General features: G+C 65.4%; 25 protein-coding genes. 13 read left to right on the forward strand and 12 right to left on the reverse strand.

Annotated features, from left to right (window positions below; translation table 11 throughout):
* Positions 1-113 precede the first annotated feature (113 nt).
* On the forward strand, positions 114-2726 hold the full coding sequence (locus tag ASF98_RS20105; RefSeq protein WP_082506970.1) for an AMP-binding protein: 2613 nt from the start codon (positions 114-116) through the stop codon (positions 2724-2726).
* Between the two features lie 31 nt (positions 2727-2757).
* Here ASF98_RS20105 and ASF98_RS20110 read toward each other — a convergent pair whose 3' ends face one another.
* Together ASF98_RS20110 and fabG are read right to left on the reverse strand one after the other, a co-directional pair.
* On the reverse strand, positions 2758-3174 hold the full coding sequence (locus ASF98_RS20110; protein WP_055805831.1) for an Hsp20/alpha crystallin family protein: 417 nt from the start codon (positions 3172-3174) through the stop codon (positions 2758-2760).
* A gap of 154 nt (positions 3175-3328) precedes the next feature.
* Complete coding sequence (gene fabG, locus ASF98_RS20115) at positions 3329-4054, reverse strand: 3-oxoacyl-ACP reductase FabG (protein ID WP_028269270.1); 726 nt, start codon at positions 4052-4054, stop codon at positions 3329-3331.
* Between the two features lie 140 nt (positions 4055-4194).
* Here fabG and ASF98_RS20120 point away from each other — a divergent pair, with 140 nt between their 5' ends.
* From ASF98_RS20120 to ASF98_RS20135, 4 genes are read left to right on the forward strand one after another with little or no spacing between them, the layout of a single operon-like run.
* Positions 4195-4626, forward strand: a complete 432-nt coding sequence (locus ASF98_RS20120; protein ID WP_055805834.1) for a DUF3099 domain-containing protein — start codon at positions 4195-4197, stop codon at positions 4624-4626.
* Positions 4623-4883, forward strand: coding sequence for a hypothetical protein (locus ASF98_RS20125; protein WP_055805837.1), 261 nt, complete (start codon positions 4623-4625; stop codon positions 4881-4883). Before ASF98_RS20120 ends, ASF98_RS20125 begins: the two co-directional genes overlap by 4 nt.
* Positions 4884-5750: an SURF1 family cytochrome oxidase biogenesis protein gene (locus tag ASF98_RS20130; RefSeq protein ID WP_055805840.1), complete on the forward strand. Its 867-nt coding sequence runs from the start codon at positions 4884-4886 to the stop codon at positions 5748-5750. It abuts the gene before it with no gap.
* Positions 5751-5753: 3 nt separating this feature from the next.
* On the forward strand, positions 5754-6233 hold the full coding sequence (locus ASF98_RS20135) for a YbaK/EbsC family protein (RefSeq protein WP_055805843.1): 480 nt from the start codon (positions 5754-5756) through the stop codon (positions 6231-6233).
* Positions 6234-6250: 17 nt separating this feature from the next.
* Here the strand turns inward: ASF98_RS20135 and ASF98_RS20140 are convergent, their stop codons facing one another.
* Positions 6251-7849 (reverse strand): ABC-F family ATP-binding cassette domain-containing protein, encoded by a 1599-nt coding sequence (locus ASF98_RS20140; RefSeq protein ID WP_055805845.1) that lies wholly within the window; start codon positions 7847-7849, stop codon positions 6251-6253.
* A gap of 327 nt (positions 7850-8176) precedes the next feature.
* Between ASF98_RS20140 and ASF98_RS20145 the strand changes: the two genes are divergently transcribed.
* Genes ASF98_RS20145 through ASF98_RS20155 form a run of 3 tightly spaced genes read left to right on the forward strand, consistent with a single transcriptional unit; the run spans position 8177 to position 10291 of the window.
* On the forward strand, positions 8177-8866 hold the full coding sequence (locus ASF98_RS20145) for a biotin transporter BioY (RefSeq protein ID WP_055805848.1): 690 nt from the start codon (positions 8177-8179) through the stop codon (positions 8864-8866).
* A 1-nt stretch (position 8867) separates the two neighbouring features.
* Entirely contained in the window at positions 8868-9620 is a 753-nt protein-coding gene (locus ASF98_RS20150) for an energy-coupling factor ABC transporter ATP-binding protein (protein WP_055805850.1), read from the forward strand.
* Positions 9617-10291, forward strand: a complete 675-nt coding sequence (locus ASF98_RS20155; protein ID WP_055805854.1) for an energy-coupling factor transporter transmembrane component T family protein — start codon at positions 9617-9619, stop codon at positions 10289-10291. Before ASF98_RS20150 ends, ASF98_RS20155 begins: the two co-directional genes overlap by 4 nt.
* Before the next feature lie 14 nt (positions 10292-10305).
* Here the strand turns inward: ASF98_RS20155 and ASF98_RS20160 are convergent, their stop codons facing one another.
* Both ASF98_RS20160 and ASF98_RS20165 read right to left on the reverse strand, forming a co-directional pair.
* Entirely contained in the window at positions 10306-11535 is a 1230-nt protein-coding gene (locus ASF98_RS20160; RefSeq protein ID WP_055806637.1) for a thiolase family protein, read from the reverse strand.
* Positions 11536-11551: 16 nt separating this feature from the next.
* Positions 11552-12946: a class I adenylate-forming enzyme family protein gene (locus ASF98_RS20165; protein ID WP_055805857.1), complete on the reverse strand. Its 1395-nt coding sequence runs from the start codon at positions 12944-12946 to the stop codon at positions 11552-11554.
* A 60-nt stretch (positions 12947-13006) separates the two neighbouring features.
* Between ASF98_RS20165 and ypfJ the strand changes: the two genes are divergently transcribed.
* Positions 13007-13888: a KPN_02809 family neutral zinc metallopeptidase gene (gene ypfJ / locus ASF98_RS20170; protein WP_055805860.1), complete on the forward strand. Its 882-nt coding sequence runs from the start codon at positions 13007-13009 to the stop codon at positions 13886-13888.
* Between the two features lie 91 nt (positions 13889-13979).
* Here the strand turns inward: ypfJ and ASF98_RS20175 are convergent, their stop codons facing one another.
* The 6 genes from ASF98_RS20175 to ASF98_RS20200 are packed head-to-tail and all read right to left on the reverse strand — an operon-like array spanning position 13980 to position 19125.
* Complete coding sequence (locus ASF98_RS20175; RefSeq protein ID WP_028269281.1) at positions 13980-14312, reverse strand: metal-sulfur cluster assembly factor; 333 nt, start codon at positions 14310-14312, stop codon at positions 13980-13982.
* A 13-nt stretch (positions 14313-14325) separates the two neighbouring features.
* Positions 14326-15123 (reverse strand): Fe-S cluster assembly ATPase SufC, encoded by a 798-nt coding sequence (sufC, locus tag ASF98_RS20180; RefSeq protein ID WP_028269282.1) that lies wholly within the window; start codon positions 15121-15123, stop codon positions 14326-14328.
* A 43-nt stretch (positions 15124-15166) separates the two neighbouring features.
* A complete protein-coding gene (locus tag ASF98_RS20185) occupies positions 15167-15523 on the reverse strand; it encodes a non-heme iron oxygenase ferredoxin subunit (RefSeq protein ID WP_055805863.1) in 357 nt (118 codons plus the stop codon).
* A gap of 19 nt (positions 15524-15542) precedes the next feature.
* On the reverse strand, positions 15543-16793 hold the full coding sequence (gene sufD, locus ASF98_RS20190; protein ID WP_055805867.1) for a Fe-S cluster assembly protein SufD: 1251 nt from the start codon (positions 16791-16793) through the stop codon (positions 15543-15545).
* Positions 16793-18256 (reverse strand): Fe-S cluster assembly protein SufB, encoded by a 1464-nt coding sequence (gene sufB, locus ASF98_RS20195; protein WP_055805870.1) that lies wholly within the window; start codon positions 18254-18256, stop codon positions 16793-16795. The genes sufD and sufB overlap by 1 nt, the downstream gene beginning before the upstream one ends.
* A complete protein-coding gene (locus tag ASF98_RS20200; RefSeq protein WP_082507000.1) occupies positions 18256-19125 on the reverse strand; it encodes a helix-turn-helix transcriptional regulator in 870 nt (289 codons plus the stop codon). Before ASF98_RS20200 ends, sufB begins: the two co-directional genes overlap by 1 nt.
* 114 nt (positions 19126-19239) lie before the next feature.
* Between ASF98_RS20200 and ASF98_RS20205 the strand changes: the two genes are divergently transcribed.
* The 3 genes from ASF98_RS20205 to ASF98_RS20215 are packed head-to-tail and all read left to right on the forward strand — an operon-like array spanning position 19240 to position 21915.
* Positions 19240-20208 (forward strand): ABC transporter ATP-binding protein, encoded by a 969-nt coding sequence (locus ASF98_RS20205; RefSeq protein ID WP_055805875.1) that lies wholly within the window; start codon positions 19240-19242, stop codon positions 20206-20208.
* Positions 20205-20963 carry an ABC transporter permease gene (locus ASF98_RS20210; RefSeq protein WP_055805877.1) on the forward strand — a complete coding sequence of 253 codons (759 nt, stop codon included), beginning with the start codon at positions 20205-20207 and terminating at the stop codon, positions 20961-20963. The genes ASF98_RS20205 and ASF98_RS20210 overlap by 4 nt, the downstream gene beginning before the upstream one ends.
* Before the next feature lie 7 nt (positions 20964-20970).
* On the forward strand, positions 20971-21915 hold the full coding sequence (locus ASF98_RS20215) for a COX15/CtaA family protein (protein WP_055805879.1): 945 nt from the start codon (positions 20971-20973) through the stop codon (positions 21913-21915).
* 373 nt (positions 21916-22288) lie between these two features.
* Here ASF98_RS20215 and ASF98_RS20220 read toward each other — a convergent pair whose 3' ends face one another.
* Positions 22289-23248 (reverse strand): heme o synthase, encoded by a 960-nt coding sequence (locus ASF98_RS20220; RefSeq protein ID WP_055805882.1) that lies wholly within the window; start codon positions 23246-23248, stop codon positions 22289-22291.
* Positions 23249-23686: 438 nt separating this feature from the next.
* On the opposite strand from ASF98_RS20220, the gene tkt reads away from it, so the two are divergent.
* Positions 23687-25804, forward strand: coding sequence for a transketolase (gene tkt / locus ASF98_RS20225; protein WP_055805885.1), 2118 nt, complete (start codon positions 23687-23689; stop codon positions 25802-25804).
* The last annotated feature ends 13 nt before the right edge of the window (positions 25805-25817 follow it).

Below are 25817 nucleotides of genomic sequence, written 5' to 3' on the forward strand. Positions count from 1 at the left end.
CGGCCATCATTAGCCAAGGGTCTGGAGAAATAGGGCATATTTTAGTTTCTTAATTACTCCACCGAGGCTGTACAGTTTCGGAGTTAGGTAAGCCTAAATCCCCTAGGAAATCCATGGTCCTCATCCACAGCCGGCGCACTGGCGCATATCCGGCCGACGCCGACGTTCTTGCCTCCCTGAGTATTCAAGCCGACGTTGCGCGGGTGCCCTTCGCTGCTGAACTAGCCAGCCGAGGTGAACGGCCGGCGATCGTTACGGCAGAGCTCGTCCTCAGTTACCAGGAGCTCGCAGAACGCGTCGAGGCTTTGCGGCTCCGACTGGGAACCGCGCGGCGGCTCGTGGCCCTTACTGCCGGCAACGACGTTGCCTCCGTCGTCGGGTACCTCGCGGCGTTGGCCGGCGGCCATCCGCTGATCCTTCTCCCGGAAGACAAGCCTGCTGCCTTCGACTCGCTCGTGGCCGCCTACGACCCCGACGTCATCCTGAGATCCGGAGCCGACGGACAGAACCTGCTGGAAGAGCGACGGGAAGTAACCCGGCACCAGTTGCACCCCGACCTCGCGCTGCTGTTGAGCACGTCGGGCTCCACGGGATCCCCTAAACTGGTCCGGCTTTCCCACGCCAACCTCCAAGCCAACGCCGAGTCCATTGCCGACTACCTCGGCATCGGAGAGGACGACCGTGCGATAACAACGCTGCCCATGTCCTACTGCTACGGACTGTCCGTGATCAACAGCTACCTGGTGCGCGGAGCCAGCCTTATCCTGACAGACCTTTCTGTTGTGGACACCTGCTTCTGGGAGCTGTTCCGCCGGCATCGCGTCACATCGTTCGCTGCGGTCCCTTACACTTTCGAACTCCTCGACCGCGTGCGGTTCGCCGACATGGAATTGCCCAGCCTCCGCTACATCACGCAGGCAGGCGGCAGGCTGGCGCCCGATATGGTGGCACGCTACGCCGAACACGGCCGGCGGCGCGGGTGGGACCTCTTCGTGATGTATGGGCAGACGGAGGCCACCGCCCGGATGGCTTACCTTCCTCCACGCCTGGCGGCCAGCCGCCCCGGCGCAATCGGAATTCCCGTCCCGGGCGGCACCTTCCGCATCGACCCCGTTCCCGGGCTGGAGGACGGCGAACTTGTCTACACCGGCCCGAATGTGATGCTCGGGTACGCGCAGAGCCCTGAGGATCTCGCGCTGGGCCGGACCGTCCGCGAGCTCCGCACCGGCGATCTGGCCAGAACGGATTCCTCGGGCCTGTACGAGGTTGTCGGCCGGCGCAGCCGGTTCGTGAAAATCGTCGGGCTCCGCGTCGACCTCGGGCAGGTCGAACGCATCCTTGCGGACCTCGGCATGGAAGCTGCCTGTGCCGGCACGGACGAAGGACTCGTCGTCGCTGTCAAAGGCTCCAACGATCTGCAACTCGTGGCCAAGGTCCTGGCGCAGGGCATAGGCCTGCCGCGGGCGGCGCTGGAAGTCTACGGCGTGCCGGAGATTCCGCGCCTCGCTTCGGGCAAGGTGGACTATCAGGGAATCCTGGCCCTCCCGCAGCACAAACGCGTGCCAGTGGAGCCGTCAATTGCCTCCGTCGAGGATACCGGCACCGGGCGGGACAGCGTCAGGAAAATCTTCGAAGCCACACTCGAGCGGACGGACGTGACCGACGGCGACACGTTCGTCTCACTTGGTGGAGACTCACTGTCCTACGTGGCGGCGTCTGTGCGACTCGAACAGATGCTCGGGCACCTTCCGCCTGACTGGCATGTGACACTGGTCCGGGATTTGGAACCGCAGGCCCGGACTCCGCATCATCCCGCACGAAGGCGCTGGTTCGCCCCGACTGATACGAGCATTGTGCTCCGTGCGGTTGCGATCATTCTGATCACCGGTACGCATGTCGGACTGTTCAGCTGGCCGGGTATGGCACACGTGCTGATGGCCGTCGCGGGATTCAATTTTGCCCGCTTCCAGTTGGCCGGAGATCGCGTTCCCCGATTGAAGCGGCAACTCGGGAGCCTCTCCCGCGTGGTGATCCCCAGCATGGCCTTCATCACGGTTGCTTACCTGTTGACAGACCGCTATAGCCTGGCAAATATCGTCCTGCTCAACGCAGTCATCGGGCCTGAGGAAGTAACCACCCAATGGCATTTCTGGTTTGTCGAAGTCCTCGTATATGTGCTGCTGGGGATGACGGCGCTGCTCGCCATCCCCTGGGTCGACAAAGCGGAAAGGCGTTTTCCGCTACTCTTTCCGCTTACCCTCCTGGCGGCAGGGCTCACAACCCGCTACGACCTGGTCGATCCCGGAGTCCCGCACACGGCGCCGGCCTTGTGGCTCTTCGCCCTGGGATGGGCCGTGGCCCGATCCAGGACCTGGGCCCACCGCTGCACGGCGTCGGCTATCGCGGTACTCAGCATTCCCGGATTCTTCGACAACCCGGTCCGGGAAATGACCCTCCTCGCCGGAATCCTCGTGCTGATGTGGCTGCCCAGCATCCCCGTACCGCGCGGACTTCAACGGCTCACCGGTCTGCTGGCAAGCTCCTCGCTGTATATTTACCTCGTCCATTGGCTGGTCTATCCGCCAATTTCAGAAGTTAGCCAGGCACTGGCAGTGGCCGCCTCGCTCTGCGCAGGTGTGGCTTACTGGGCTGTATGCAGCCACATACCCCGGCTGCTGACACGTGCGATCGGCTACGGTCGCCGTCAGCCCGGTTACACCCAGTAGGCCGGGCCGCAACGGAAGCCGGCGCCCCTCCTCAGCTGTGGTTGATCTGAATCTTGCGCGTCCCGGTTGCCGGAGCTTGCTCGCTCGCCGGCGCGCGGACTTCCAGGACCCCGTCGTTGTAGGAGGCCGTCACGTCTTCCTCCCGGGCGCCGGGCGGCAGCGAGACACTCCGCGAGAATGAGCCGTAACGAAACTCCGAGCGATAGCCGCTCTTGCTCTTGTGTTCGGATTTCTCCTCGCGCTCCGCTTTGATGTGGAGCATACCGTCGGCCACGGAGACGTCCACGTCCTTCTCGGGATCAATGCCGGGCAGTTCCGCCCTCACCACGAGCGCGTTTCCGTCCATGAACTGTTCCACGCGCATGGACGGCATCGTCAGGTCTCCTTCAAGGAACCGCCGGATCGGGTCCAGAACGTCCGACGGCGTCCACTTGTTGAGATCGGCCATGATAGCTCCCTAGTGTTGTTCGCTGCAGATTGTGGCCGGCCGGGAATGGTCACGACCGATATGCCCATTACACACCCGCAGGAGCGGGGTGTAATGGGCAGAAAGGTCCCCTCATGGCCAGGGGTTCGGCGCAGCGCCGGGAGGATGCGAAAGGTCAGTGGCCCATGCCCAGGCCGCCGTCAACGGGGATAACGGCACCCGAGATGTAGGACGCTTCATCACTGGAGATCCACCGCACCACGTTCGCCACTTCAGCGGCTTCGGCGAAACGTCCCGCCGGCACCTTGGACAGGTAGTCCTTCTGGGTGGCCTCCGGCAGTTCCGCCGTCATATCAGTGTTGATGAATCCCGGCGCCACAACGTTGGCCGTAATGCCGCGGCCGCCGAGTTCGCGGGTCAGCGAGCGGGCAATTCCCACCAGTCCGGCTTTGGAGGCGGAGTAGTTGATCTGGCCCGGAGCGCCGTAAAGCCCGGAAACAGAGGAAATCAGCACAACCCGGCCTTTGCGCATGCGGATCATGCCCTTGGAAGCGCGCTTGATGACGCGGAAGGCGCCGGTCAGGTTGGTGTCGATGACCGAGGTGAAGTCGTCTTCGCTCATGCGCATCAGCAGCGTGTCCTTGGTGATTCCCGCGTTGGCCACCAGCACCTCGACCGGGCCGTGCGCAGCCTCAACCGTGGCGAACGCGGCGTCCACGGACGCCTCATCCGTGACGTCGGCCTTGACGCCCAGGATTCCCTCCGGGAGTGCCGACTCGCTGCGATAGGTCACGGCAACTTTGTCACCGTTGGCCAGGAAGGCCTCGGCAATGGCCAGTCCGATGCCGCGGTTTCCGCCGGTGATCAGGACGCTGCGGCCGGTCGATGCTACTTCAGTCATAGTTTGCTCCGGGATTCTGCGGCATGGGGCACCGCGGTGAGGGGCGGGATTTTTACTGCCTCCGATCTTAGCCTCCGTTTGGGCGGCACTGGTGAGGGTGAGAGAATTGGATTAAGCCTTGGGAGCGTGATGAAACAGCCGTGACACTTGCAAAACGACCCGGACCTTCGATGTCCGGTGAACCGGACGCCGTCTCCGGTGACGCCGAGGTTCACAGCATCACGGATGCCGCCAGCGCCCATTCAGAAGAGATGCGCGTGCGGATGATCAAGTATGCCGTGGCGATGGGCATCCGCATGGTGTGCCTGATCCTGGTGTTTGTTGTCGATGGCTGGTTCAAAGTCCTCCCGATTGCCGGGGCAGTATTCCTGCCGTGGATTGCCGTGGTCATCGCCAACGGGAGCGACAAAGCAGAAATTCACAGCGACCACCTGCTTGACGCTGCCCCGCTGGCAGAGCTCGAAGCACCGGAATTCCCGGCCGCCGTCACGGACGAAGGCCCCACGGTACTCCAGGGCGAACTCATCGAGGACGAAGACGATAACGACGGCCAGGAACGGGCAGCTTCATGAACATTTTTGACCTTGCCGGCGGCGCCGCCGGGCCTGCGGAAACGGCTGCACCCATGTGCTCGAGGAAGGCCTGCCGGACCGGCGCCGCCTGGCAGCTGCTGTGGAACAACCCGAAGATCCACTCGCCCGAACGCCGCAAAGTCTGGCTGGCTTGCGAGGAGCACCGGCTGTGGCTGGAAGATTACCTGCAGACCCGCGGCCTCTGGAAAGAGACCCTGCCGCTGGATCTTGCCGCTGTTTCAGGCACGGACAGCTGAATGTACCGCTTCCTCTTCTCCAGCAAATGGCTGGGTTACCTCTTGCTGGCTGCGATTTTTGCCACTGCCTGCGTGTTCCTGGGCCGCTGGCAGATGGACCGCAGGGCGGAGACCCTGGCGGAGATCAACAGGGTCACGTCGAACTACTCGGCCACCCCCCTGCCCTTCGCAGCTGCCGAAGCACAGTTCTCCCGGCTGGACGCCGACAAAGAGTGGACCCAGGTGGAGCTGAAGGGCCGTTACGACGTCGGCGGCCAGCGAGTGGTGCGGAACCGCCCGCTCAACGGCCAGCCCGGCTACGAAGTGGTGGTCCCCTTCAGGCTCAGCACCGGACAGACGGTTGTTGTGGACCGCGGCTGGCTCCCAATCGGGAACAACACTCCAGGTCGCCCTGATTCCGTTCCGGAACCGCCGTCGGGCGATGTCACCGTGGTGGTCCGCCTGAAACCCGGTGAGCCCGAGCTTCAGCGCGGCGCTCCCGACGGGCAGCTTGCCTCCATCGATCTTCCGGCCTACGCCGCCCAGCTAGGCTACCCGGTGCTAACCGGCGCGTACGGGCAGCTGGCCTCCGAAACACCGGCCGTCGCCACCATGCCGTACCCCTTCCCGAAGCCCTCCGTGGAAGAAGGGACACACCTGTCCTATTCACTGCAGTGGTTCGCTTTCGGCGTGTTGATGTTTATTGGCTTCGGCTACGCGGCGCGTCAGCAGGCACGCAATGCGGAGATTGACGCGCAGGACGCAGCCGAGGACGGTACACCCGAGTACGCCATGGCCGCGAACCGGCGTCGCCCTGCGCCCCGCAAGCGGAAGAATCCGACGGCGGAGGAAGAGGAAGACGCGATCCTGGACGCCCAAGGGTACTGACCGATGAGTTTTGACAGCATCCCCGAACCGGTGGCCAACGTCAAGCGCACCCTGACCGCGCTGGGCGCCGACGACACCGTGACGGTGTTCGACTCAAGAGTCCCGACGGCCGCAGCTGCCGCCGCCACGCTGGGCTGCGACCTCGCGGCGATCACCAACAGCCTGGTGTTCGACGTCGACGGCGCCCCGCTGCTCATTCTGGCCAGCGGCGCCGCCAGGGTGGACGTCCGCAAGGTCGCCGAGCAACTGGGCACGGGCAAGATCCGCCGGGCCTCCCCCGAGTTTGTCCTGCAGCACACGGGGCAGGAAGTGGGAGGAGTAGCCCCGGTAGGCCACCCGGAGAAGATCAAGACCCTCCTGGACACCTCCCTCAAGACGCACGGCGTCCTCTGGGCAGGAGCCGGCGACCACAACTCGATGTTCAGCATCACCTACGACGAGCTACAGAAGATCACCGGCGCAGAAGAAATGGCCGTCCGCTAAGCAGGGATGAACGCAGCCTAAGCCAGCGTAATGAGGTCCAGGTAGTCTTCGTTCCAGTGGTCCTCGACACCGTCGGGCAGCAGGACAACGCGTTCGGGGTTCAGCGCTTCGACGGCACCTTCATCGTGGCTGACCAGGACGACGGCGCCGGTGTAGTTACGCAAGGCGCCCAGGATCTCGGAGCGGCTGGCGGGGTCCAGGTTGTTGGTGGGCTCATCGAGGAGCAACACATTCGCGCTTGACGCCACGATGGTTGCCAAGGCCAGGCGGGTCTTCTCGCCGCCGGAGAGCACGCCGGCAGGCTTGTCGACGTCGTCACCGGAAAACAGGAACGAACCAAGGATGCCGCGCACCTCAGCGTCATTCATGTCCGGTGCGGAGGACCGCATGTTCTGCAGGACAGTGCGGTCGACGTCGAGCGTCTCGTGTTCCTGGGCGTAGTAACCCACCTTCAGCCCGTGCCCGGCGATCACTTCGCCGGTGTCAGGCTTGTCGACGCCGGCCAGCATCCGCAGCAGGGTGGTCTTGCCGGCGCCGTTGAGGCCCAGGATGACCACCTTGGAGCCGCGGTCGATGGCCAGGTCCACGTCGGTGAAGATTTCCAGCGATCCGTAGGACTTGCTGAGGCCGTCCGCAGTGAGCGGGGTCTTGCCGCAGGGCGAGGGATCCGGGAAGCGCAGGGCAGCCACGCGGTCGTTTTCGCGAACAGCCTCGAGCCCGCTGAGCAGGCGTTCGGCGCGCTTGGCCATGTTCTGCGCGGCAACGGCCTTGGTGGCCTTCGCCCGCATTTTGTTGGCCTGGTCGAACAGGACCTGGGCCTTCTTTTCGGCGTTGGCGCGTTCCCGCTTGCGGGCGCGTTCGTCCGTTTCGCGCTGCTGGAGGTAGCGCTTCCAGTCCATGTTGTAGAAGTCGATCTGCGCGCGGTTGGCGTCCAGCAGGAACACCTTGTTAACAGTGGCTTCGAGCAGTTCCGTGTCGTGGCTGATCACGATCAGACCGCCCTGGTGGTTCTTCAGGAAGTCGCGGAGCCAGGCGATGGAGTCCGCATCGAGGTGGTTGGTCGGTTCATCGAGGAGCATGGTCTCGGCATCCGAGTAGAGGATGCGGGCGAGCTCCACACGGCGACGCTGTCCACCGGAGAGTGTCTTCAGGGGCTGGTTCAGCAGGCGGTCCGGCAGCGCCAGGTTCGAGCAGATCGCTGCCGCCTCGGCTTCGGCCGCATAACCGCCGGCAGCCAGGAATTCCGATTCCAGCCGGTCATAACGGTTCATCGCCTTGCGCTGGACGGCTGCGTCCTCGCTTGCCATCTCTTCATGGGCCAGGCGAAGCTTGCCGACGGCAACGTCCAGGCCCCGGACGGAAAGGATCCGGTCCCGGGCGAGCTGTTCCATGTCCGGCGTGCGGGGGTCCTGGGGAAGGTAGCCGATCTCGCCGCTGCGGGTGACCTTGCCGCCGGCGGGCAGTCCCTCGCCGGCCAGGACGCGGGTGAGCGTGGTCTTGCCTGCACCGTTACGGCCCACAAGGCCGATCTTGTCTCCCTTGTCGATCCGGAAGCTCACCTGATCCATGAGGAGGCGGGCGCCGGCGCGCAATTCGAGATCCTGGACGGTAATCAATGCAGCTAAGGCCTTTCACAACAGGGAACGCCACGGCACAGCGGATGGAGTCTGGGCGGGGCCGGGGCAGTGTGGCCGAGAGAACGGCCTTTACCAGTCTACCGGCACCGCACGTCCTGGAAGACCCGCAGGGTGTACCCCGCCCCGGCACCCGCCGCACGGCTGCGTTGGCCACCCCGTCCAGAGTCAGCGCCTTCCGTTAGTGGATCCCCTACAAAAAAGGGTTGCGGCCGGAGACGTATCGTCGGAATTGAGGGGAAAAGGCTGCCCGCAGGCAGTTGCCCCTCCCCGTTGCATCGCACTTGCACTGACCGACAGGACTTCCCCATGACCCACACTGACAAGGCCGTCACCAACCAGCCGGCCACCAGCCCTGAACCAGGCGCCCAATCGGCCCGGCACCGCTGGAACGCCACGGATCTAGGCCTCATCGCCGTTTTTGCCGCCCTCGTGGCCGGCTCCGCACTCATCGCCGCGATTCCCGTGGGCGGCCTCGGCGTGCCCATCACCTTACAGACCCTCGCGGTGATGCTGACGGGTATGGCGCTTGGCCCCGGGCGGGCGTTCGCCGCCGTCGGCCTGTATACCCTGCTGGGGCTCGCCGGACTGCCGATCTTCAGCGGGGGCCGGAGCGGCCTGGGGATCCTCGCCGGCCCCTCTGCCGGCTACATCATCGCCTTCCCGCTCGCCGCCCTGGCCGTCGGCTGGCTGACCACCATCGTCCTCCGCCGCACCGTGAAGTACCGTGGCCTGTTCCTCTTCGCCGCGGCCATGGCCACCAGCATCGTGCTCGTCCACAGCCTGGGCGTGCTGGGCATGATGGTCAACGGCAAGCTGGACCTTTCCAAGGCCTTCCTCCTAGACCTCGCCTACTACCCCGGCGACATCATCAAGAACGTCCTTGCCGTCACGGTCGCACTCGCCCTGCACAAGGCGTTCCCCGATCTCCTGATCCGCCGTGCCGGTGTCCGGAACAACGGGGCGGTCGCCACCCGAGAGGGCCAGGCCGGCAACTAGCATGGGCAGCATTCTTCTGGACGAAGTCGACGTTCGGGTAGCGGTGGACGGACATCCCGAGCCGAAGACACTGCTGCACGGAATCTCGCTGAGCCTCACCGAACAGCGGATCGGAGTGATCGGCGCGAACGGGTCAGGGAAGTCCACCCTCCTGCGGCTCCTGAACGGACTGGTCGCGCCGAGCCACGGAACCGTGACGGTTGACGGTGACGATACCGTCAGGTCGGTCCGCGGCGTGCGCCGGAAAGTTGGTTTCGTGTTCACGGACCCGCTCTCCCAGCTGGTGATGCCCACCGGCCGGGAGGACGTGGAACTCTCCCTGCGGCGTTCCGTCCGGAACCCGAGGGAACGCCGGGACGCCGCCGCGGCGATCCTTAACCGCTTCGGGCTGTTGGCCCTGGCCGACCAGAGCATCTACGAGCTTTCGGGCGGCGAACGGCAACTGATGGCACTCGCCGCCGTTCTGGCAGTGGGGCCCTCGGTCCTGGTGCTGGACGAGCCGTCCACCCTCCTGGACCTCCGGAACCGTGAACTCCTCCGCCGGACCATAGCGGGCCTCAGTCAACAGATCGTGATGTCCACCCACGACCTTGAGCTGGCCAGGGACATGGACCGCGTCCTGGTGGTGGACTCAGGACAGGTGGTGTTCGACGGCGGTGCGGACGCCGCCGTCGAACATTACCGGGCACTCTCCGCCGCCGGCCTCCCGCCGGTGGGCGCCGCGTCCTGGCCGCACCATCCGGAGTCCACGTGAGCGGCCACGGATTCCTGCTGGTCAACTACGTTCCGGGTACGTCACTGGTCCACCGGGCACCGCTCTGGCTGAAGTTCCTCTCGGTGGTTGGTTGCGGCATGGCGTCGTTCCTGGTGGTGGACTGGGTGGTTGCCACGGGAGTGCTGGCCCTGATGTGCATTGTGTTCCTCGCCAGCGGTGCCGGCCCGGCCCGCCTGTTCAAGGCAGTCAGGCCCATCCTGCCGGTGCTGGCGGCCATCGGACTGCTCCAGTGGTGGCAACTGGGCGGTCCGGTTGCTGCGCGGATCGTCCTGAACGTCCTGGTCTGCGTGGTTGCCGCGTCCATACTGACGGCCACCACTCCGATGCAACGCCTGCTCGACGGCGTCGTCTCCCTGGCGGTCCCGTTCCGACGCTTTGGTGCGGACCCCGAACGGTTCGCGCTGACCATTGCGATCATGCTCCGCAGCATTCCGTTCATCGCCGGAGCCTACTCGGACGTCAGGGATTCAGCCCGTGCCCGCGGACTTGAACGCAACCCCCGGGCACTGGTGCTGCCGGTCTTCATCACCACGGTGGCCTATGCGCGACAGACGGGCGACGCACTTGCGGCCCGGGGCCTCGGTGAGCCCGGCACGGAGGACGACGACATGAAGGACAACGACATGCAGGACGACGCCGGGCGGGGCTAGCCGTCGGCCGCGGTTTACTGGCCGCGGGTCCCGTCCAGCCGTTCGTATCGGAACAGGGCAGCGGTGCCCATCCCCCCGGCAATGCTGATCATGGCCAGAGCCAGCGGGCCGGCCCTGCCGCCCGCGGACGGTGATGTCTTTCGGGCCTGAGCCAGGAGCCGCGTGACCAGAACGGCGCCCGAAGCACCGTACGCATGGCCCAGAGCCAGCGCACCGCCGTCGAGGTTGGCCCGTTCCGGGTCGATACCGAGGGCATCCAGGCACGCGAGGGTCTGGGACGCGAAGGCCTCATTGAACTCCACCAGGTCAATATCCGCGGCCGTGACACCGTGCTGCGCCAATAGGCGCCCGGCCGCCGCGGCGGCCCCCATTCCCAGAACTCGGGGGTCCACGCCCGCGGTATCGGTACCCAGCACGAGGAGCCCGTCCGCCGCCCCCAGTTCCCGTGCACGCTGCAGGGAAGTAATGACGACGGCGGACGCGGCGTCCGCGTCGAAACAGGAGTTGCCGGCGGTGACGGTGCCGTCCTCGGCGAAGACGGGCGGGAACCGGGACATCAGGGCGGCCGTCAGGCGTGCCCGCGGACCGTCGTCGGACGCCACGGTTCCGCTGCAGGCCACGGTTCCGGACGTGGCCTGCAGCGGAACCGTCTCGCCGGTGAAGCTCCGGGCCGCTGCTGCCGCCAGCGCGCGCCGGTGGCTTTCCAAGGCAAACCGGTCCTGGCGGTCGCGGCTGATGCCGTAAACAGCGGCCACGTTGTCCGCTGCGGCGCCCATGTCCGGATCGCCATAACTGAGGGGCACGAACTGCGCCCGGCGGAAGAACTCGGGGCTGCCGTCGGCGGCCTTGTTCGCGCGGAGCGGAGCAGTACTGATGCTTTCGACCCCGCCCGCAAGGTAGGCGCCGCCGCCTCCGGCCGCCACTAACCGCGCGGCGAGCACAATGGCGTCGAGGCCGGAGCCGCACTGCCGGTCCACGGTGACGCCCGGTACGCTGACGGGCAGGCCGGCCTCCAGGGCAGCCAGGCGCGCAACGTTGCCGCCGCCTCCCACCGCGTTGCCGATCACGACGTCCGTCACTGCGCCTGCAGGCAGGCCCGTCCGGTCAAGGAGGCCGCGAAGCACGGGGGCCAGGAGTTCATGGGCCCTGAGTTCTTTGAACGCTCCGTTGACCCTGCGGATTGGAGTCCGCAGCGCCGCGATGACCACCGGCTGGCGGTCGGGCGGCAGCTGGTCGGGGAGCATCTGCGCGGCGGCCGGCTCAGCCAAGGCGGCGGACCCGTGTATCGCCGCGTTCAATCCAGTCCAGCAGCAGTTGCCTGCTGACTTTCCCCCGGTCCGTCACAGGCAGCTCAGTCAGGGCGAAATACTGCAACGGCCGCTTGTCCCTGGGCAGGACGTCATCAAGGCCGGCTTTCAGCTGGGTTGCCGTGATGCCCCCGTGGGAGGGGACCACCCCTGCCACGACGCGTTGGCCGCGGACATCGTCCTGCATGCCTGAGGCAACGGCGGCCGCCACGCCGGGGACGGACGCGAGGGCCAGTTCCACCTCATGCGGGTAGACGTTCTTGCCCGCCGTGATGATCATGTCCGCGCGGCGGCCCAGGATGTGAAGCTCGCCATCCTGCAGGTACCCCTGGTCCCCCACCGTGTACCAGCCGTCGAAACAGCGCAGCGCCTGACCGTCGTCGCCCCAGAGGTAGCCGTTGCTGACCATTCCGCTGCGCACGCAGATATTGCCGTCCGTGCCGTCGGGAAGCGGGGCGCCGTCGTCGTCCATGATCCGGACTTCGACGCCGGGGAAGGGCTTCCCGATTCCGGTTCCTCCCGCGTCCAGCGGAGCCCCGGAGCGCAGCGCAACCCCGGAAACGAAGCTCAGCTCGGAGGCGCCGTAGTACTCGAAGATGGTTGCCCTGGGTGCCCAGCGGCGCGCGGCCTCCAGGGTCCGGGCATCCAGCTTGGACCCCGCGCAGATGATGGACGTAATGCCGGACGCATCCACGCAGCCGGCAAGCCCGCGCTCACTAAGCAGCCGGAGCATGGTGGGGACCAGGACCAGCCGGGTGATGCCGTCATGCGTGATGGCGGCGTGCACATCGCCCACGTCGAAGGATTCCAGCGTGTGGAATTCCGAGCCGGCATAGAGGCACTCGGACAGTGCATACAGGTTGAGGCTGGCCGCCAGCGGCCCCGGGGCGAGCGTCTTGTCCTGTGGGGTCAGTCCGAAGAACTCGATGGACGCGTCAAATGAGAGCTGCCACGAGCGCCTAGAGCGGGTGAACGCCTTGGGAACCGAAGTGGTGCCCGACGTCAGGCCGATCAGGAACACGGAATCCGGGCTGCCGTCCCGGAGCGCAGCCGACGACGGATTGCCGGGTTCTGTGTGCAGCCGCTCCGCGATCTCGGCCTGCAGCTGCGCGGGCCAGGTGGGGTCGAGGACGGCACATTGCCGGTCGCCGGACACCGCGGCGGCGAACGACACGGCGAAGTCGACCGAGTTCGCCTGAGCCAGCACGGTCACCTTGCCGGTGTCCGCCGCCTGCGCCGCGGCGGCGTCCCGCAGGGCGGCCCAGCTGAGGTGCCGGCCGGCCACGACGACGGCGGTGTCGTCGGGGCGGTCATCGGCCCAGCGTTGGAGTCTGTTGAGGAATGGCATCGGATCAACTTTACCGGCGACCACGGGTCCGGGCCGGGCCTGTCCGGCTATTGTGACATTATGAGTTTCAATGACAATGTCCAACTGGACCCGTCGCAGGTCCAGGACCGCCGCGGCATGGGCCGCGGAACCAAGATCGGCGGCGGCATCGGCGGCGGAATCATCCTGCTGCTGGCCGCACTGTTTGGGATCAACCCCCAACTGCTGGAAGGCCTGGCCGGGACGGTTCAGGAGCCGCAGAGCACGGGAAGTGCACCGGCCTGCGAGTCCGGCGCCGACGCGGACGCCCGGCTCGACTGCCGCATTACCGGGACGGTAAACAGCCTCAACGCTTTTTGGCCGGCCTACCTTGCCCAGTACAACACCGAGTATCCGCGTCCCACGACGGTGATCTTCAGCCAGGCCACCAATACCGGCTGCGGCGGTGCAACCTCCGAGGTGGGCCCGTTCTACTGCCCCGCTGACACCACCGCCTACTTCGATCCCGGTTTCTTCCAGGACCTCGTGGACCGCTTCGGATCGTCCGGCGGACCGCTGGCCCAGGAGTATGTTGTGGCGCACGAGTTCGGCCACCACGTCCAGAACATCCTGGGCAACCTTGACCGCGCCCAGCAGGATCCGCAGGGTCCCCAATCGGGCGCCGTCCGCGTCGAGCTGCAGGCTGACTGCTATGCCGGACTCTGGGTCCGCCACGCCACCACCCAGCAGGACCCCAAGACCGGGCAGCCGTTTCTTGAGCCGCTGACCCAGCAGGACCTGAATGACGCCCTATCCGCGGCGTCCGCCGTTGGTGACGACCGCATCCAGAAAGCAGCTACCGGCCGCGTTTCGCCGGAGGCCTGGACCCACGGGTCCAGCGAACAGCGGCAGAAATGGTTCTACCAGGGCTACAAGACCGGCGATATCAACCAGTGCGATACGTTCAGTGCCGCCTCGCTCTAGCTGAACCGAAAAGAACGACGGCGGCCGGTTACCTTCTCCAAGGAAGGTAACCGGCCGCCGTCGTTATTTAACCGCGGTTGCTAACGGGAGCCTAGATGTTGAAACCCAAGGCCCGCATCTGGTCGCGTCCGTCTTCGGTGATCCGCTCCGGACCCCATGGCGGCATCCAGACCCAGTTCAGCCGCCATTCGTCCACGACGCCGTCGAGGGCCTTGCCCACCTGCTCCTCGATGACGTCCGTGAGCGGGCACGCCGCCGTGGTGAGCGTCATGTCGATCAGGAGGGCGCCGTCGTCGTCCGAGTACTTCAGGCCGTACAGCAGCCCGAGGTCAACAATGTTGACGCCGAGCTCGGGGTCGATGACGTCTTTCAGTGCCTCTTCGACATCTTCGAGGCCCGTACGGGCCGCTTTGATTTCGGTCATGGCGTTGTCCTAACTAGCCCTGGACTGCAGCGTCAGCTGCAGAGATGGTGGCTGCGCCGGCACCCTTGGCGTAACGGTCGTAGCCTTCTTCTTCGAGGCGGTCGGCAAGTTCCGGGCCGCCTTCTTCGACAACCTGGCCGTCGACAAAGACGTGGACGAACTCAGGCTTGATGTAGCGCAGGATCCGCGTGTAGTGCGTGATGAGCAGCGTGCCCATGTTGCCTTCGGCGTGGGCGCGGTTGACGCCTTCGGAGACGACCTTCAGTGCGTCGACGTCCAGGCCGGAGTCGGTCTCGTCCAAGACGGCGAACTTCGGCTTGAAGAGCTCGAGCTGGAGGATCTCCACGCGCTTCTTTTCGCCGCCGGAGAAGCCTTCGTTGACGTTGCGCTGGGTGAAGTCGGCGTCGATCCGCAGCTTCTGCATGGCGGCCTTGACGTCCTTGGTCCAGGTACGCAGCTTGGGCGCTTCGCCGTCGATGGCGGTCTTGGCGGTGCGGAGGAAGTTGGTCATGCTCACACCGGGAACCTCCACCGGGTACTGCATGGCCAGGAAGACGCCGGCGCGGGCGCGCTCGTCCACGGACATGGCCAGGACGTCTTCGCCGTCCAGCGTAATGGAGCCGCTGGTGACGTTGTAGCGCGGGTGGCCGGCGATGGTTGACGCCAGGGTGGACTTGCCCGAACCGTTGGGGCCCATGATGGCGTGCGTCTCACCGGTCCTGATGGTCAGGCTGACGCCCTTCAGGATCTCCTTGGTGCCCTGCTCGGTCTCAATGCTGACGTGCAGGTCCTTGATCTCAAGAGTTGACATGCTCTTCTTTCTTTTCGTTCGTAAGTCTTGTGAAGCCGGGCGCTCAGTAGTTGTTGACCGTGGCGCCGTTCAGAACATTGGTCACGTCCACGTAGACGTCGTCACCGTGAAGCTCGACGGCGAAGACGGGCACGGGATCGTAGGCAGGAAGCTGAAGCGGCTGGCCGTTGCGCAGGTCGAACTGCGAGCCGTGGCCCCAGCACTCGATCGCGCAGCCTTCCACCTCGCCTTCAGACAGCGAGATGTCCGCGTGCGAGCAGGTGTCGCCGATGGCGTGGATTTCGCCCATCGAATCCTTGACGACCGCTACGGGGTAGTCGTCGATCAGGATTCGCAGCGCCTGTTTCACCTGGATGTCGTTGGCATTGCATACCAGTTCACCCTTGGGCTGTTCACTCATGCGTGCCGGCCTGCCCGTTTCAGTTTTCGCTCGCGGCGAGCTCGCGCTCGACAGCGTCGGTCAGGCGTTCTTCGAGTGCCGGAACATTGATCTTCTGGATGATCTCGTTGAGGAACCCGCGAACTACCAGACGGCGGGCAACATCTTCGGGGATGCCGCGGGCCATGAGGTAGAACAGGTGCTCGTCGTCGAAACGCCCGGTGGAGCTTGCGTGCCCGGCACCTTCGATAAGACCCGTCTCGATTTCCAGGTTCGGAACCGAATCCGCGCGGCACCCGTCCGTCAGGATCAGGTTCTGGTTCTTCTCGTACGAGTCGGTTCCCAGGGCCTGCTTCTGGATCAGGACATCGCCGACCCATACGGTGTGCGCATCCTTGCCCTGCAGGGCGCCCTTGTAGAGCACGTTCGACTTGCAGTTGGCCACGTTGTGGTCGACGAAGGAACGGTGCTCCAGGTGCTGTCCGGCGTCGGCGAAGTAGAGGCCCAGCAGCTCGGCCTCGGCGCCCTCGCCGGAGAAGCGGACGTTGGAGTTCAGACGCACGATGGATCCGCCCAGGGACACGGCGATGTGCTTGTACACAGCATCCTTGCCAACCTGAGCGTCGTGCTGCGCGAGGTGCTTGGCGTCGTCTTCCCAGAGCTGCACTGAGATCACGGTGAGCTTGGCGCCTTCACCGACGATGACTTCCAGGTTGCCGTTGTGGTCGGCGGCACCGGTGTGCTCCAGGATCACGACGCTGCGGGAGTTGGCGCCCGCTTCAAGCACGTAGTGTGCGTTGGAGCGGTGGCCGGCGCCTGCGCCGTGGACCAGGATGCGGAGCGGCTCGGCCGGTTCGGCGTCCGCGGGGATGACGACGTGCAGCGCCTCCTCCGTGTTGGCGGAGGCGACGGCGGCGGCACGGTCCGCAGGGACCAGGACGGTTCCTCGCGGTGCGGACCCGGCAGCCAGCGGGCTGCGGACATACCCTTCCGGCGCTTCGACCGTGAAGTCGGCGGCCGGAGCGGGATCAAGATCCGTCGCGGTGTCGGAGAGCAGGTTGGCCAGTGCGCGGACCGGGCTGAAGCGCCATTCCTCTTCGCGGCCCGTAGGCAGCGGGAAGTCGGCGACATCGAAGCTCGTGAGGCGTTCGGCGCGGGAAGACATCACAGTCACGCCGTGATTGTGGCCGTGGTCCACCTTGGCGGCAACCAGACCCTCGCCTTCCTCGGTGAAGCCGGCGATGGAAGGCGCCCCGATGCGGGCCTTTTCAGTAACAGTTTCGGCAGTCATTAACCGACGGATCCTTCCATCTGGAGTTCAATGAGGCGGTTCAGCTCGAGGGCATATTCCATCGGCAGCTCGCGGGCGATCGGCTCGATGAAGCCGCGCACGATCATCGCCATGGCTTCGTCTTCGCGCATGCCGCGGGACATGAGATAGAAGAGCTGCTCTTCGGAAACACGCGAAACAGTTGCCTCGTGGCCCAACTGGACGTCATCTTCGCGGATGTCGATGTACGGGTACGTGTCCGAGCGGCTGATCGTGTCCACGAGGAGAGCGTCGCAGCGGACCGTGTTGGCCGAGTGCTTGGCGCCTTCGCGGATCTGGACCAGGCCGCGGTAAGCGGCGCGGCCGCCGCCGCGGGCCACCGACTTGGAGATGATGGAGCTCTTGGTGTTCGGTGCGATGTGCACCATCTTCGAGCCCGTGTCCTGGTGCTGGCCTTCGCCGGCGAACGCAATGGACAGGGTTTCACCCTTGGCGTGCTCGCCCACAAGGTAGACGGCCGGGTACTTCATGGTCACCTTGGAGCCGATGTTGCCATCGATCCATTCCATGGTGGCGCCTTCTTCGCAGATGGCGCGCTTGGTGACCAGGTTGTACACGTTCGTGGACCAGTTCTGGATGGTCGTGTAGCGGACGCGGGCGCCCTTCTTCACGATGATCTCCACCACGGCGGAGTGCAGCGAGTCCGAGGTGTAGATCGGCGCCGTGCAGCCTTCGATGTAGTGGACGTAGGAGTCCTCGTCGGCGATGATCAGGGTGCGCTCGAACTGGCCCATGTTTTCGGTGTTGATACGGAAGTAGGCCTGCAGCGGGATGTCCACGTGGACGCCCTTGGGGACGTACACGAAGGAACCGCCGGACCAGACCGCCGTGTTCAGCGAGGCGAACTTGTTGTCGCCCACCGGGATGATGGTGCCGAAGTACTCCTGGAAGATCTCCGGGTGCTCGCGCAGCGCGGTGTCCGTGTCCAGGAAGATGACGCCCTGCTGTTCCAGGTCCTCGCGGATCTGGTGGTACACAACTTCGGATTCGTACTGTGCTGCCACGCCAGAAACCAGGCGGCTGCGCTCAGCTTCCGGGATGCCCAGCTTCTCGTAGGTGTTGCGGATGTCCTCGGGGAGGTCCTCCCACGTGGCGGCCTGCTTCTCCGTGGAGCGCACGAAGTACTTGATGTTGTCGAAGTCGATGCCCGAGAGGTCTGCACCCCAAGTGGGCATGGGCTTGCGGTCGAAGTACTTCAGGCCCTTCAGGCGCAGGTCCAGCATCCACTCCGGCTCGTTCTTCTTGGCCGAAATGTCCCGGACAACTTCGTCGTTGATGCCACGACGTGCGTTGGCTCCGACATCGTTCTTGTCGGCCCAGCCGTACTCATAGGTGCCAATACCGTGGAGCTCGGGGTTCTTCTCCAGAATCTCCGAAATCACAGTAGTTTCAGCAACCTTGTTCTCTGATAGTTGGTCCGTCATCACGGCCTTTCTTGCAGATGGTTGGATACTTCGCCCAGGCTGTCCGTGGTGCGTCCGGAGCCGGATGGCCCCTTGGCGGCCGGACGGCCTGTAGGTATGTGGGTGGTGCAGACGTGTCCGCCACGTGCCAGTGTGGACAGCCGCCGCACGTCAACGCCGACGAGCCGGGAAAACACTTCGGTTTCGACGTCGCAGAACACGGGGAACTTCGTGGCCAGCTGTTGGATGGGGCAATGCCCCTGGCACAGCTGGACGCTGGAGAGCGCAGCGGGGAGCGGCGCCTTGGCTTCGATGGAGGCCGCGGAGGCGACGAACCCGTCGCGGCTCAAAGCTGCGGAAAGAGCTTGCGCCCGTGCGGTGATATCCGGTCCGGCAGCCTCGATCTCCGGCGCGTAGCGGCGCTCCATGTCGGCAAACCGCTCGACTGCGAACTCGCGGACGGCGTCGGGGCCGGCGATTTCCCCCAGGCGCTGGAGAGCCAGGCCGGCAATGTCGAGGTAGTCGTCGCCGAGGCTGGACTGGCCCTGGGTGCTCAGGACGTAGCGCCTCGCCGGGCGTCCTGCGCCGGCCCCCGCTTTCGCCACGCGCTTGACTTCAATCACACCGCTGCGTGAGAGGTGGTCCAGATGGCGGCGCACGGCTGCCGGAGTGAAGCCGAGCAGGTCACCGAGTTCTGCTGCGCTGACCGGCCCGTGCTCCAGCACGGCATTCAGGACGCGGTCGCGGGTGCGTTCGTCCGAGTCCGCCGGCAACGTGTGCGGCGTGGCGGGCTGCCGGCCTGTGGGCGACGAACTCCCGGGCCGGAACGAACCGGCGGCGCCATTTGGCGCGGCAGACCCGGTTCGGGGCGCAGAAAGTCGAGTGCTCATGGAATACACAACACAATCATGTCGTAATTTACTCCCCCGTACTAGTAAGGCGAGGCTGACCTACGGTCATATCCGGTCGGGTGGTGCGGCTACTACATCCCGTAGAATGCTTTGGTGCGATCTCCCGATTCTCCCGTCCTGTCCATTAAGGGACTCATTAAGGACGTTGGCCCGCTGGCCTCCCTTGACGGCAAGATGCTCCGGGTGGTCAGCGGCGTTTCCCTTGCCGCCGAACGCGGACAGGTCACCGCCCTGCTGGGGGCCAACGGTGCCGGCAAGACCACCACCATCGAGTGTGCGCAGGGCCTGCAGCGGCGGTCGGGCGGGGCAGTCACCCTGCTCGGCCAGGACCCGGACACCGCAGGGGCGTCACTCCGTTCCCGCGTGGGTGTCATGCTGCAGGACGGCGGACTGCCGCCGTCGGCCCGTCCCATCCCCCTGCTGAAGCATATCGCCGGAATGTACCAGAATCCATGGCCTGTCGATGAGCTGATCGGACGCCTGGGCATTGACACCTTCAGCCGGACCACCGTCCGGCGCCTTTCGGGCGGGCAACGCCAGCGGCTTGCTCTGGCTGCCGCCTTGGTGGGAAACCCCGAAGTCCTCTTCCTGGACGAACCGAGTGCAGGCCTGGATCCGCAGTCGCGCCAGCTTGTTTTCGAGCTGATTTCGGAACTGCGGGATGCCGGCATGGGAATCATCCTGACGACCCACCTCATGGACGACGCCCAGCGCCTGGCTGATTACGTGTACATCATCGACGCCGGCAGGAACGTGGCCGAAGGAACAGTGGCACAGCTGCTGATGCGGAACCTGAGCACGGATAACGCGCAGGAACATGTCCGGACGCTGCTTTTCGAGGCTCGGCCCGGACTGGACTTCACGGGCGTTCTCCCCGCCGCCGTCGACGTTCGCGAAACCCGGGCCGGGAGCTACGCCGCTACCGGTGCGCTGACGCCGGAAGACCTGGCCGCGCTGACAGCCTGGTGGGCCGCGCACGGCATTATGCCCGGTTCCATGAGCCTGGAGGCGCGGAGCCTGGAAGACGTATTTTTGGATATCTCGGGAAGGGAGATCCGATGAGCCGGGTCCTCGGCAGCGCTCCTGCCCCGCTTCTTCGCCGCATTCTGCTGCAGGGCAGGTACGAGGCGCTGACCATGCTGCGGAACGGCGAGCAACTGATCCTTGCCGTCGTCCTCCCCCTGCTTGCCCTGGTGGGGCTGACCGTCACCCCGTTGCTGGACGGCCTGGGCGGCACCCGGGTCGACGTTGCGGTACCGGGCATCCTCGCGCTGTGCGCCATGTCCACCGCCTTCACCGGCCAGGGCATCTCCACCGGTTTTGACCGGCGCTACGGGGTGCTGCGTTTCCTGTCCACCACTCCCCTGGGCCGGACCGGCCTGATCGCCGGCAAGATCCTGGCTGTCCTGGCAGTCCTGGTCCTTCAGGTGCTGGTAGTGGGGGCGGTGGCATTTGCGCTCGGTTGGCAGCCGACGACGGCGGGCTGGCTCCCGGCGCTGGTGCTCCTGGTTCTGGGGGCGGCAGCCTTCACTGCCCTGGGGCTGCTGGTCGCGGGTACGGTCCGGCCCGAGGCGACGCTGGCCATCACCAACCTCCTGTGGATCCTGCTCGGAGCCCTGGGCGGCATCGTCCTGCCCGCCGAACGGTTGCCCGGCCCGGCCCGGGAACTGGTCCACTTCCTGCCCTCCGGGGCATTGGGCGAGGCCCTGAGGGACGCCTTCCTCGCTGGCACCTTCAATGGAGGCGCCACCCTAATCCTGCTGCTTTGGACGGCTATCGCCGGCGCAGCGGCCATCCGTTGGTTCAAGTGGAATTGAGAAAACCGTGAGTACGGCATCGCGCCTCCCCCAAATCCTCGGACGCATGACGTCCAAGCTCCCAGTTACGGTCGACTCGACCGTCCGCCGGCTGGCCGTCCTGTCACTCATCGGCCAGACGGTGCTCGTGGTAACCGGCGGCGCGGTCCGCCTCACCGCGTCCGGGCTCGGCTGCCCCACCTGGCCCCGCTGCACCGACGTGTCCCTGGTCAACACACCGGAGATGGGTATCCACGGGTTCATCGAATTCGGAAACCGGCTCCTGACGTTCGCCCTGGCCGCAATCGCAGTCCTGATGTTGGTCTACTTGTGGAACCTCCGCAAAGAGCGACGGGACCTCTTCCTGTTGGCCCTGGGCCTGCTGGCCAGCATCCCGGCACAGGCCGTCATCGGCGGCGTTACGGTGCTCACCCAGCTCAACCCGTGGGTCGTGGGCCTGCACTTCCTCGTCTCGATGGCCCTCGTTGTTATTGCCACCCTGCTGGTCAACAGGGCGTACGGACGTACGGGACGGTTCCCCGCCGTCGGGCTTCCCGCCCTTCCGGGCGCCGCACGTCCGGTGATGGCCGCCGTCGCCCTGTTCTCTGCCGTCGCCGTGACCCTTGGAGTGGTGGTGACGGGCGCCGGACCGCACGCGGGTGATGCGGATGCCCCCAGGAACGGCCTTGACTGGGACCTCTTCTCACACATCCACGCGGTGCCTGCCTATCTCGTCACCGCCGGAGCGCTGTTCGGTGTGTTCCTTGTGCTCCGGGACCGGATCCAAGGCCCCTTCCGCACTGCCGTGGTGTTGCTTCTTGGAGTAACTGTGCTGCAGGCGGCCATTGGCTTCACGCAGTATTACAACGGCATTCCCGCCTTGCTGGTGGGTGCCCACATGCTGGGTGCCGCGCTGCTCATGAGCGCCGCCACGAACGCCGCGGACATCGCAAGGTTCAGCCCGGTCAAGTAAGGACTGGTCGTGCTGCAGCACGAGGCCGTCACGTAAGGCAGCCTCCGTCAAGCAGTACAGCCCGATGAGCACCCCGGTCAGCATTTCTTGACCGGGGTGCTTCTCTTTGCCCGCCTGACCTTGGCGGACGCTCTCTCACTTCCTGCGGTATTTGGGCGGACGCTCTCTCAGATCCTGCGGGCTTTTCACCGACGCTCTCTCAGATCCTGCGGCCCAAAACGAAAGGCTCCTTCACCCTGGGGTGAAGGAGCCTTTCCGGGAAGCCGCGGAAGCTGAGAGAGCGTTGCCGATTTTGCCACTAGAGGTGAGAGAGCGTCCGGTATTAAACGGCAGGAAGTGAGAGAGCGTCCGGGGTTAGGAAGTGGGAAGGGGGCTAGCCCATGATGGCTGAACCCACGAAGGGGTCCACGGCCAGTGCGATGAAGAGCAGGGTCAGGTAGCTGATTGAACCGTGGAAGACCTTCATGGCGCCCTTGTTGGAGACGTCGCCACCCTGGGCCCGGTTGTACAGGGCGTGCGATTCATACAGGAACCAGGCGCCGGCGACGACGGCGGTGACGGTGTATACCCAGCCCGCCCCGCCCGCAGGGACCAGCAGCAGCGAGCAGGCAACCATGGCCCACGCGTACAGGACGACCTGGACCGAGACCACCTTCGCACCCGCAATTGCTCCGAGCATCGGCACGTTGGCGTTGCGGTAGTCCTCGCCGTAGCGCATGGACAGCGGCCAGTAGTGCGGCGGAGTCCACAGGAAGATCACCATGAACAGGACGATGGCCGGCCACTCCACAGTGTTGGTCACGGCGGACCAGGCGATCAGGACCGGGAAGCAGCCTGCCGCTCCGCCCCAGACGATGTTCTGGGCCGTGCGGCGCTTGAGGATCATTGTGTAAATGACCACGTAGAAGACGATGGCGCCGAGGCCAAGCCATGCTGAGAGAGGGTTGGCGCCGAACCAGAGGATCGCGATGGCGGCCGCACCCAGCAACCAGGAAAACACGAGCGCTTCGCGCGGTGTCACTTCACCGGTTACCAGGGGCCGGTTCTCGGTCCGGTGCATCAATTTGTCGATGTCGCGGTCGATGTAGCAGTTGAACGCACCGGCACTGCCGGCAGCGAACGCTCCACCCACGAGCGTCGCCAGGATCAGCCCGATGGAGGGGAATCCGCGTTCGGCGTAGATCATGGTGGGCAGAGTGCTCACAAGCAGGAGCTCGATGACCCGCGGTTTCGTGAGGGCAAGGTACGCCTTGGCTTTGCGGGCTATCCCGATCTTTCCGGGGAGCCGGGAGGCGTTCAGCGGCGTATCTGTTGTGCTCACGGTGGCAGTCACTCTGTTCTGTCTGGCTGTTCAGTCCGGCTGGTTCTCGCAGCGGCGGCGGCCCAAAAAGGGCCCGCTCCCTCCGGCGGTGGCCTCCGAATATCATACCGTGGCTCTCCGGCGCCCAAAGCCTCCATGATTCCGGCAGGTTAACCGATCCTCACGGCAGTGGCGCAGCGTGGTGATTCATATAAGGAAAATTCAGTCCACTTAGTGAGATACACGCTGACCAGCCCTTGGAATGGGGCTAAGCTGTCTGCAGATCAGCACGCAAGGAATGCCAATGGAATGCGCATTCCCGGAATCTCGAACGCGACTGAATGAAGATCAACGTTTCAATGGTGAACGGCTGGTACTAACCGCAGCGGGCACCAACATGCGTGCCCCCGCTCCGGCCTGTTCGTACCACCTGCCGTCAGCACAGAGAGGGGCCCGGTTTTCGTGCCACATTTGGAAGAGCAAGAACTGTCATGGACCAGTTTGGACCAGCGAGCCGTTGATACGGTCCGCATTCTGGCCGCGGATGCGGTCGAAAAAGTAGGGAACGGCCACCCGGGCACCGCGATGAGCCTGGCCCCGGCTGCGTACCTTCTCTTCCAGAAGCTGATGCGCCATGACCCGAAGAACCCGGACTGGATCGGCCGCGACCGGTTCATCCTCTCCCCCGGCCACACGTCCCTGACGCTGTACATCCAGCTGTTCCTCTCCGGTTACGGCCTGGAACTGAAGGACCTGAAGGCGTTGCGTACCTGGGGTTCGCTGACACCGGGGCACCCGGAGTACAAGCACACCGCCGGTGTGGAGATCACCACCGGCCCGCTGGGCCAGGGCCTGGCCTCCTCGGTCGGCTTCGCGTACTCCCAGCGCCGCCAACGCGGCCTGTTCGACGCCGACGCTCCCGCCGGTGAGTCCCCGTTTGACCACACCATCTGGGTCATTGCGTCCGACGGCGACCTCCAGGAAGGCGTGACCTCCGAGGCTTCCTCGCTGGCCGGCCACCAGGAACTCGGCAACCTTGTCGTTGTTTACGACGAGAACCACATCTCCATCGAAGACGACACCGACGTCGCCTTCACCGAAGACGTCCTCAAGCGCTACGAGGCCTACGGCTGGCACGTCCAGCGCGTGGACTGGACCAAGACCGGCGAATACAAGGAAGACGTGCAGGAACTGTACGCCGCCCTGATCGCCGCGAAGGCGGAGACCTCCAAGCCCTCGATCGTGTCGCTGCGCACCATCATCGGCTACCCGGCCCCGAAGAAGCAGAACACCGGCAAGATCCATGGCTCGGCCTTGGGCGCCGAGGAAGTCGCGGCACTGAAGAGCGTGCTGGGCTTTGACCCCGCGAAGACTTTCGAGGTTGACGAGGAGGTGCTGGCCCACGCCCGCGCCGTCGTGGACCGCGGTGCCGCCGCCCGCACCGAATGGCAGGACTCTTTCGAAGCATGGCAGGCCGGGAACCCGGAAGCGGCCGCACTGCTCGAGCGAGTCGAGGCCCGCAAGCTGCCCGTCGAGCTCGACGGCGCCCTGCCCGTGTTCGAAGCCGGCAAGGACGTCTCCACCCGCGCCGCGTCGGGCAAGGTCCTGAACGCAATCGGCCCGGTCATGCCGGAACTGTGGGGCGGTTCGGCCGACCTCGCCGAATCCAACAACACCACCATCGAGGGTTCGCCGTCGTTCATTCCCGCTTCCCGCTCCACCGAGGCGTGGAAGGGCAACCCCTACGGCAGGGTCCTGCACTTCGGCATCCGTGAGCACGCCGCGGCCTCGATCGTGAACGGCATCGCCCTGCACGGCAAGACCCGCGCGTTCTCCGGCACGTTCCTGATCTTCTCCGACTACCAGCGTCCGGCCATCCGCCTCGGTGCACTGATGGGTGTCCCGTCCCTGTATGTATGGACGCACGACTCGATCGGCCTGGGCGAAGACGGCCCCACCCACCAGCCGGTGGAGCAGTTGGCCTCACTGCGCGCCATCCCGGGCCTGGACGTTGTCCGCCCCGGTGACGCCAACGAGGTCGCCGCAGCCTGGAAGGTCATGCTCGAAAACCACGAGAACCCGGCCGGCATTGTCCTGACCCGCCAGAACATCCCCACCTACGCCCGCGGCGAAGGCGACGCCGAGGGCGACACCTTCGGTGCCGTCTCCGGTGTTGCCAAGGGCGGCTACGTCCTGGCCGAAGCGTCCAAGGACGGCAAAACCGCAGACGCCCAGGTCATCCTGATCGGCACCGGGTCCGAGGTCCAGCTGGCCGTGAACGCCCGCGAAGCGCTCCAGGCCGAAGGCATCCCAACCCGCGTGGTGTCGATGCCGTGTGTCGAGTGGTTCAACAAGCAGGACGCCGCCTACCGCGACGCCGTCCTCCCGGCCAGCGTCAAGGCACGTGTCTCCGTCGAAGCCGGGCTTGCCCTGGGCTGGAAGGAATTCGTTGGCGACGCCGGCCGTTCCATCAGCCTCGAGCACTTCGGCGCCTCCGCCGACTACAAGCGCCTCTTCCAGGAATTCGGCATCACCGCCGAAGCAGTCACCGCCGCCGCGAAGGAATCCCTCGCAGGTCTCGCCAACTGATCCAACACCACGG

It is taken from the genome of Arthrobacter sp. Leaf337 (assembly GCF_001423745.1).
In the GTDB taxonomy this organism is placed as follows: Bacteria; Actinomycetota; Actinomycetes; order Actinomycetales; family Micrococcaceae; genus Arthrobacter.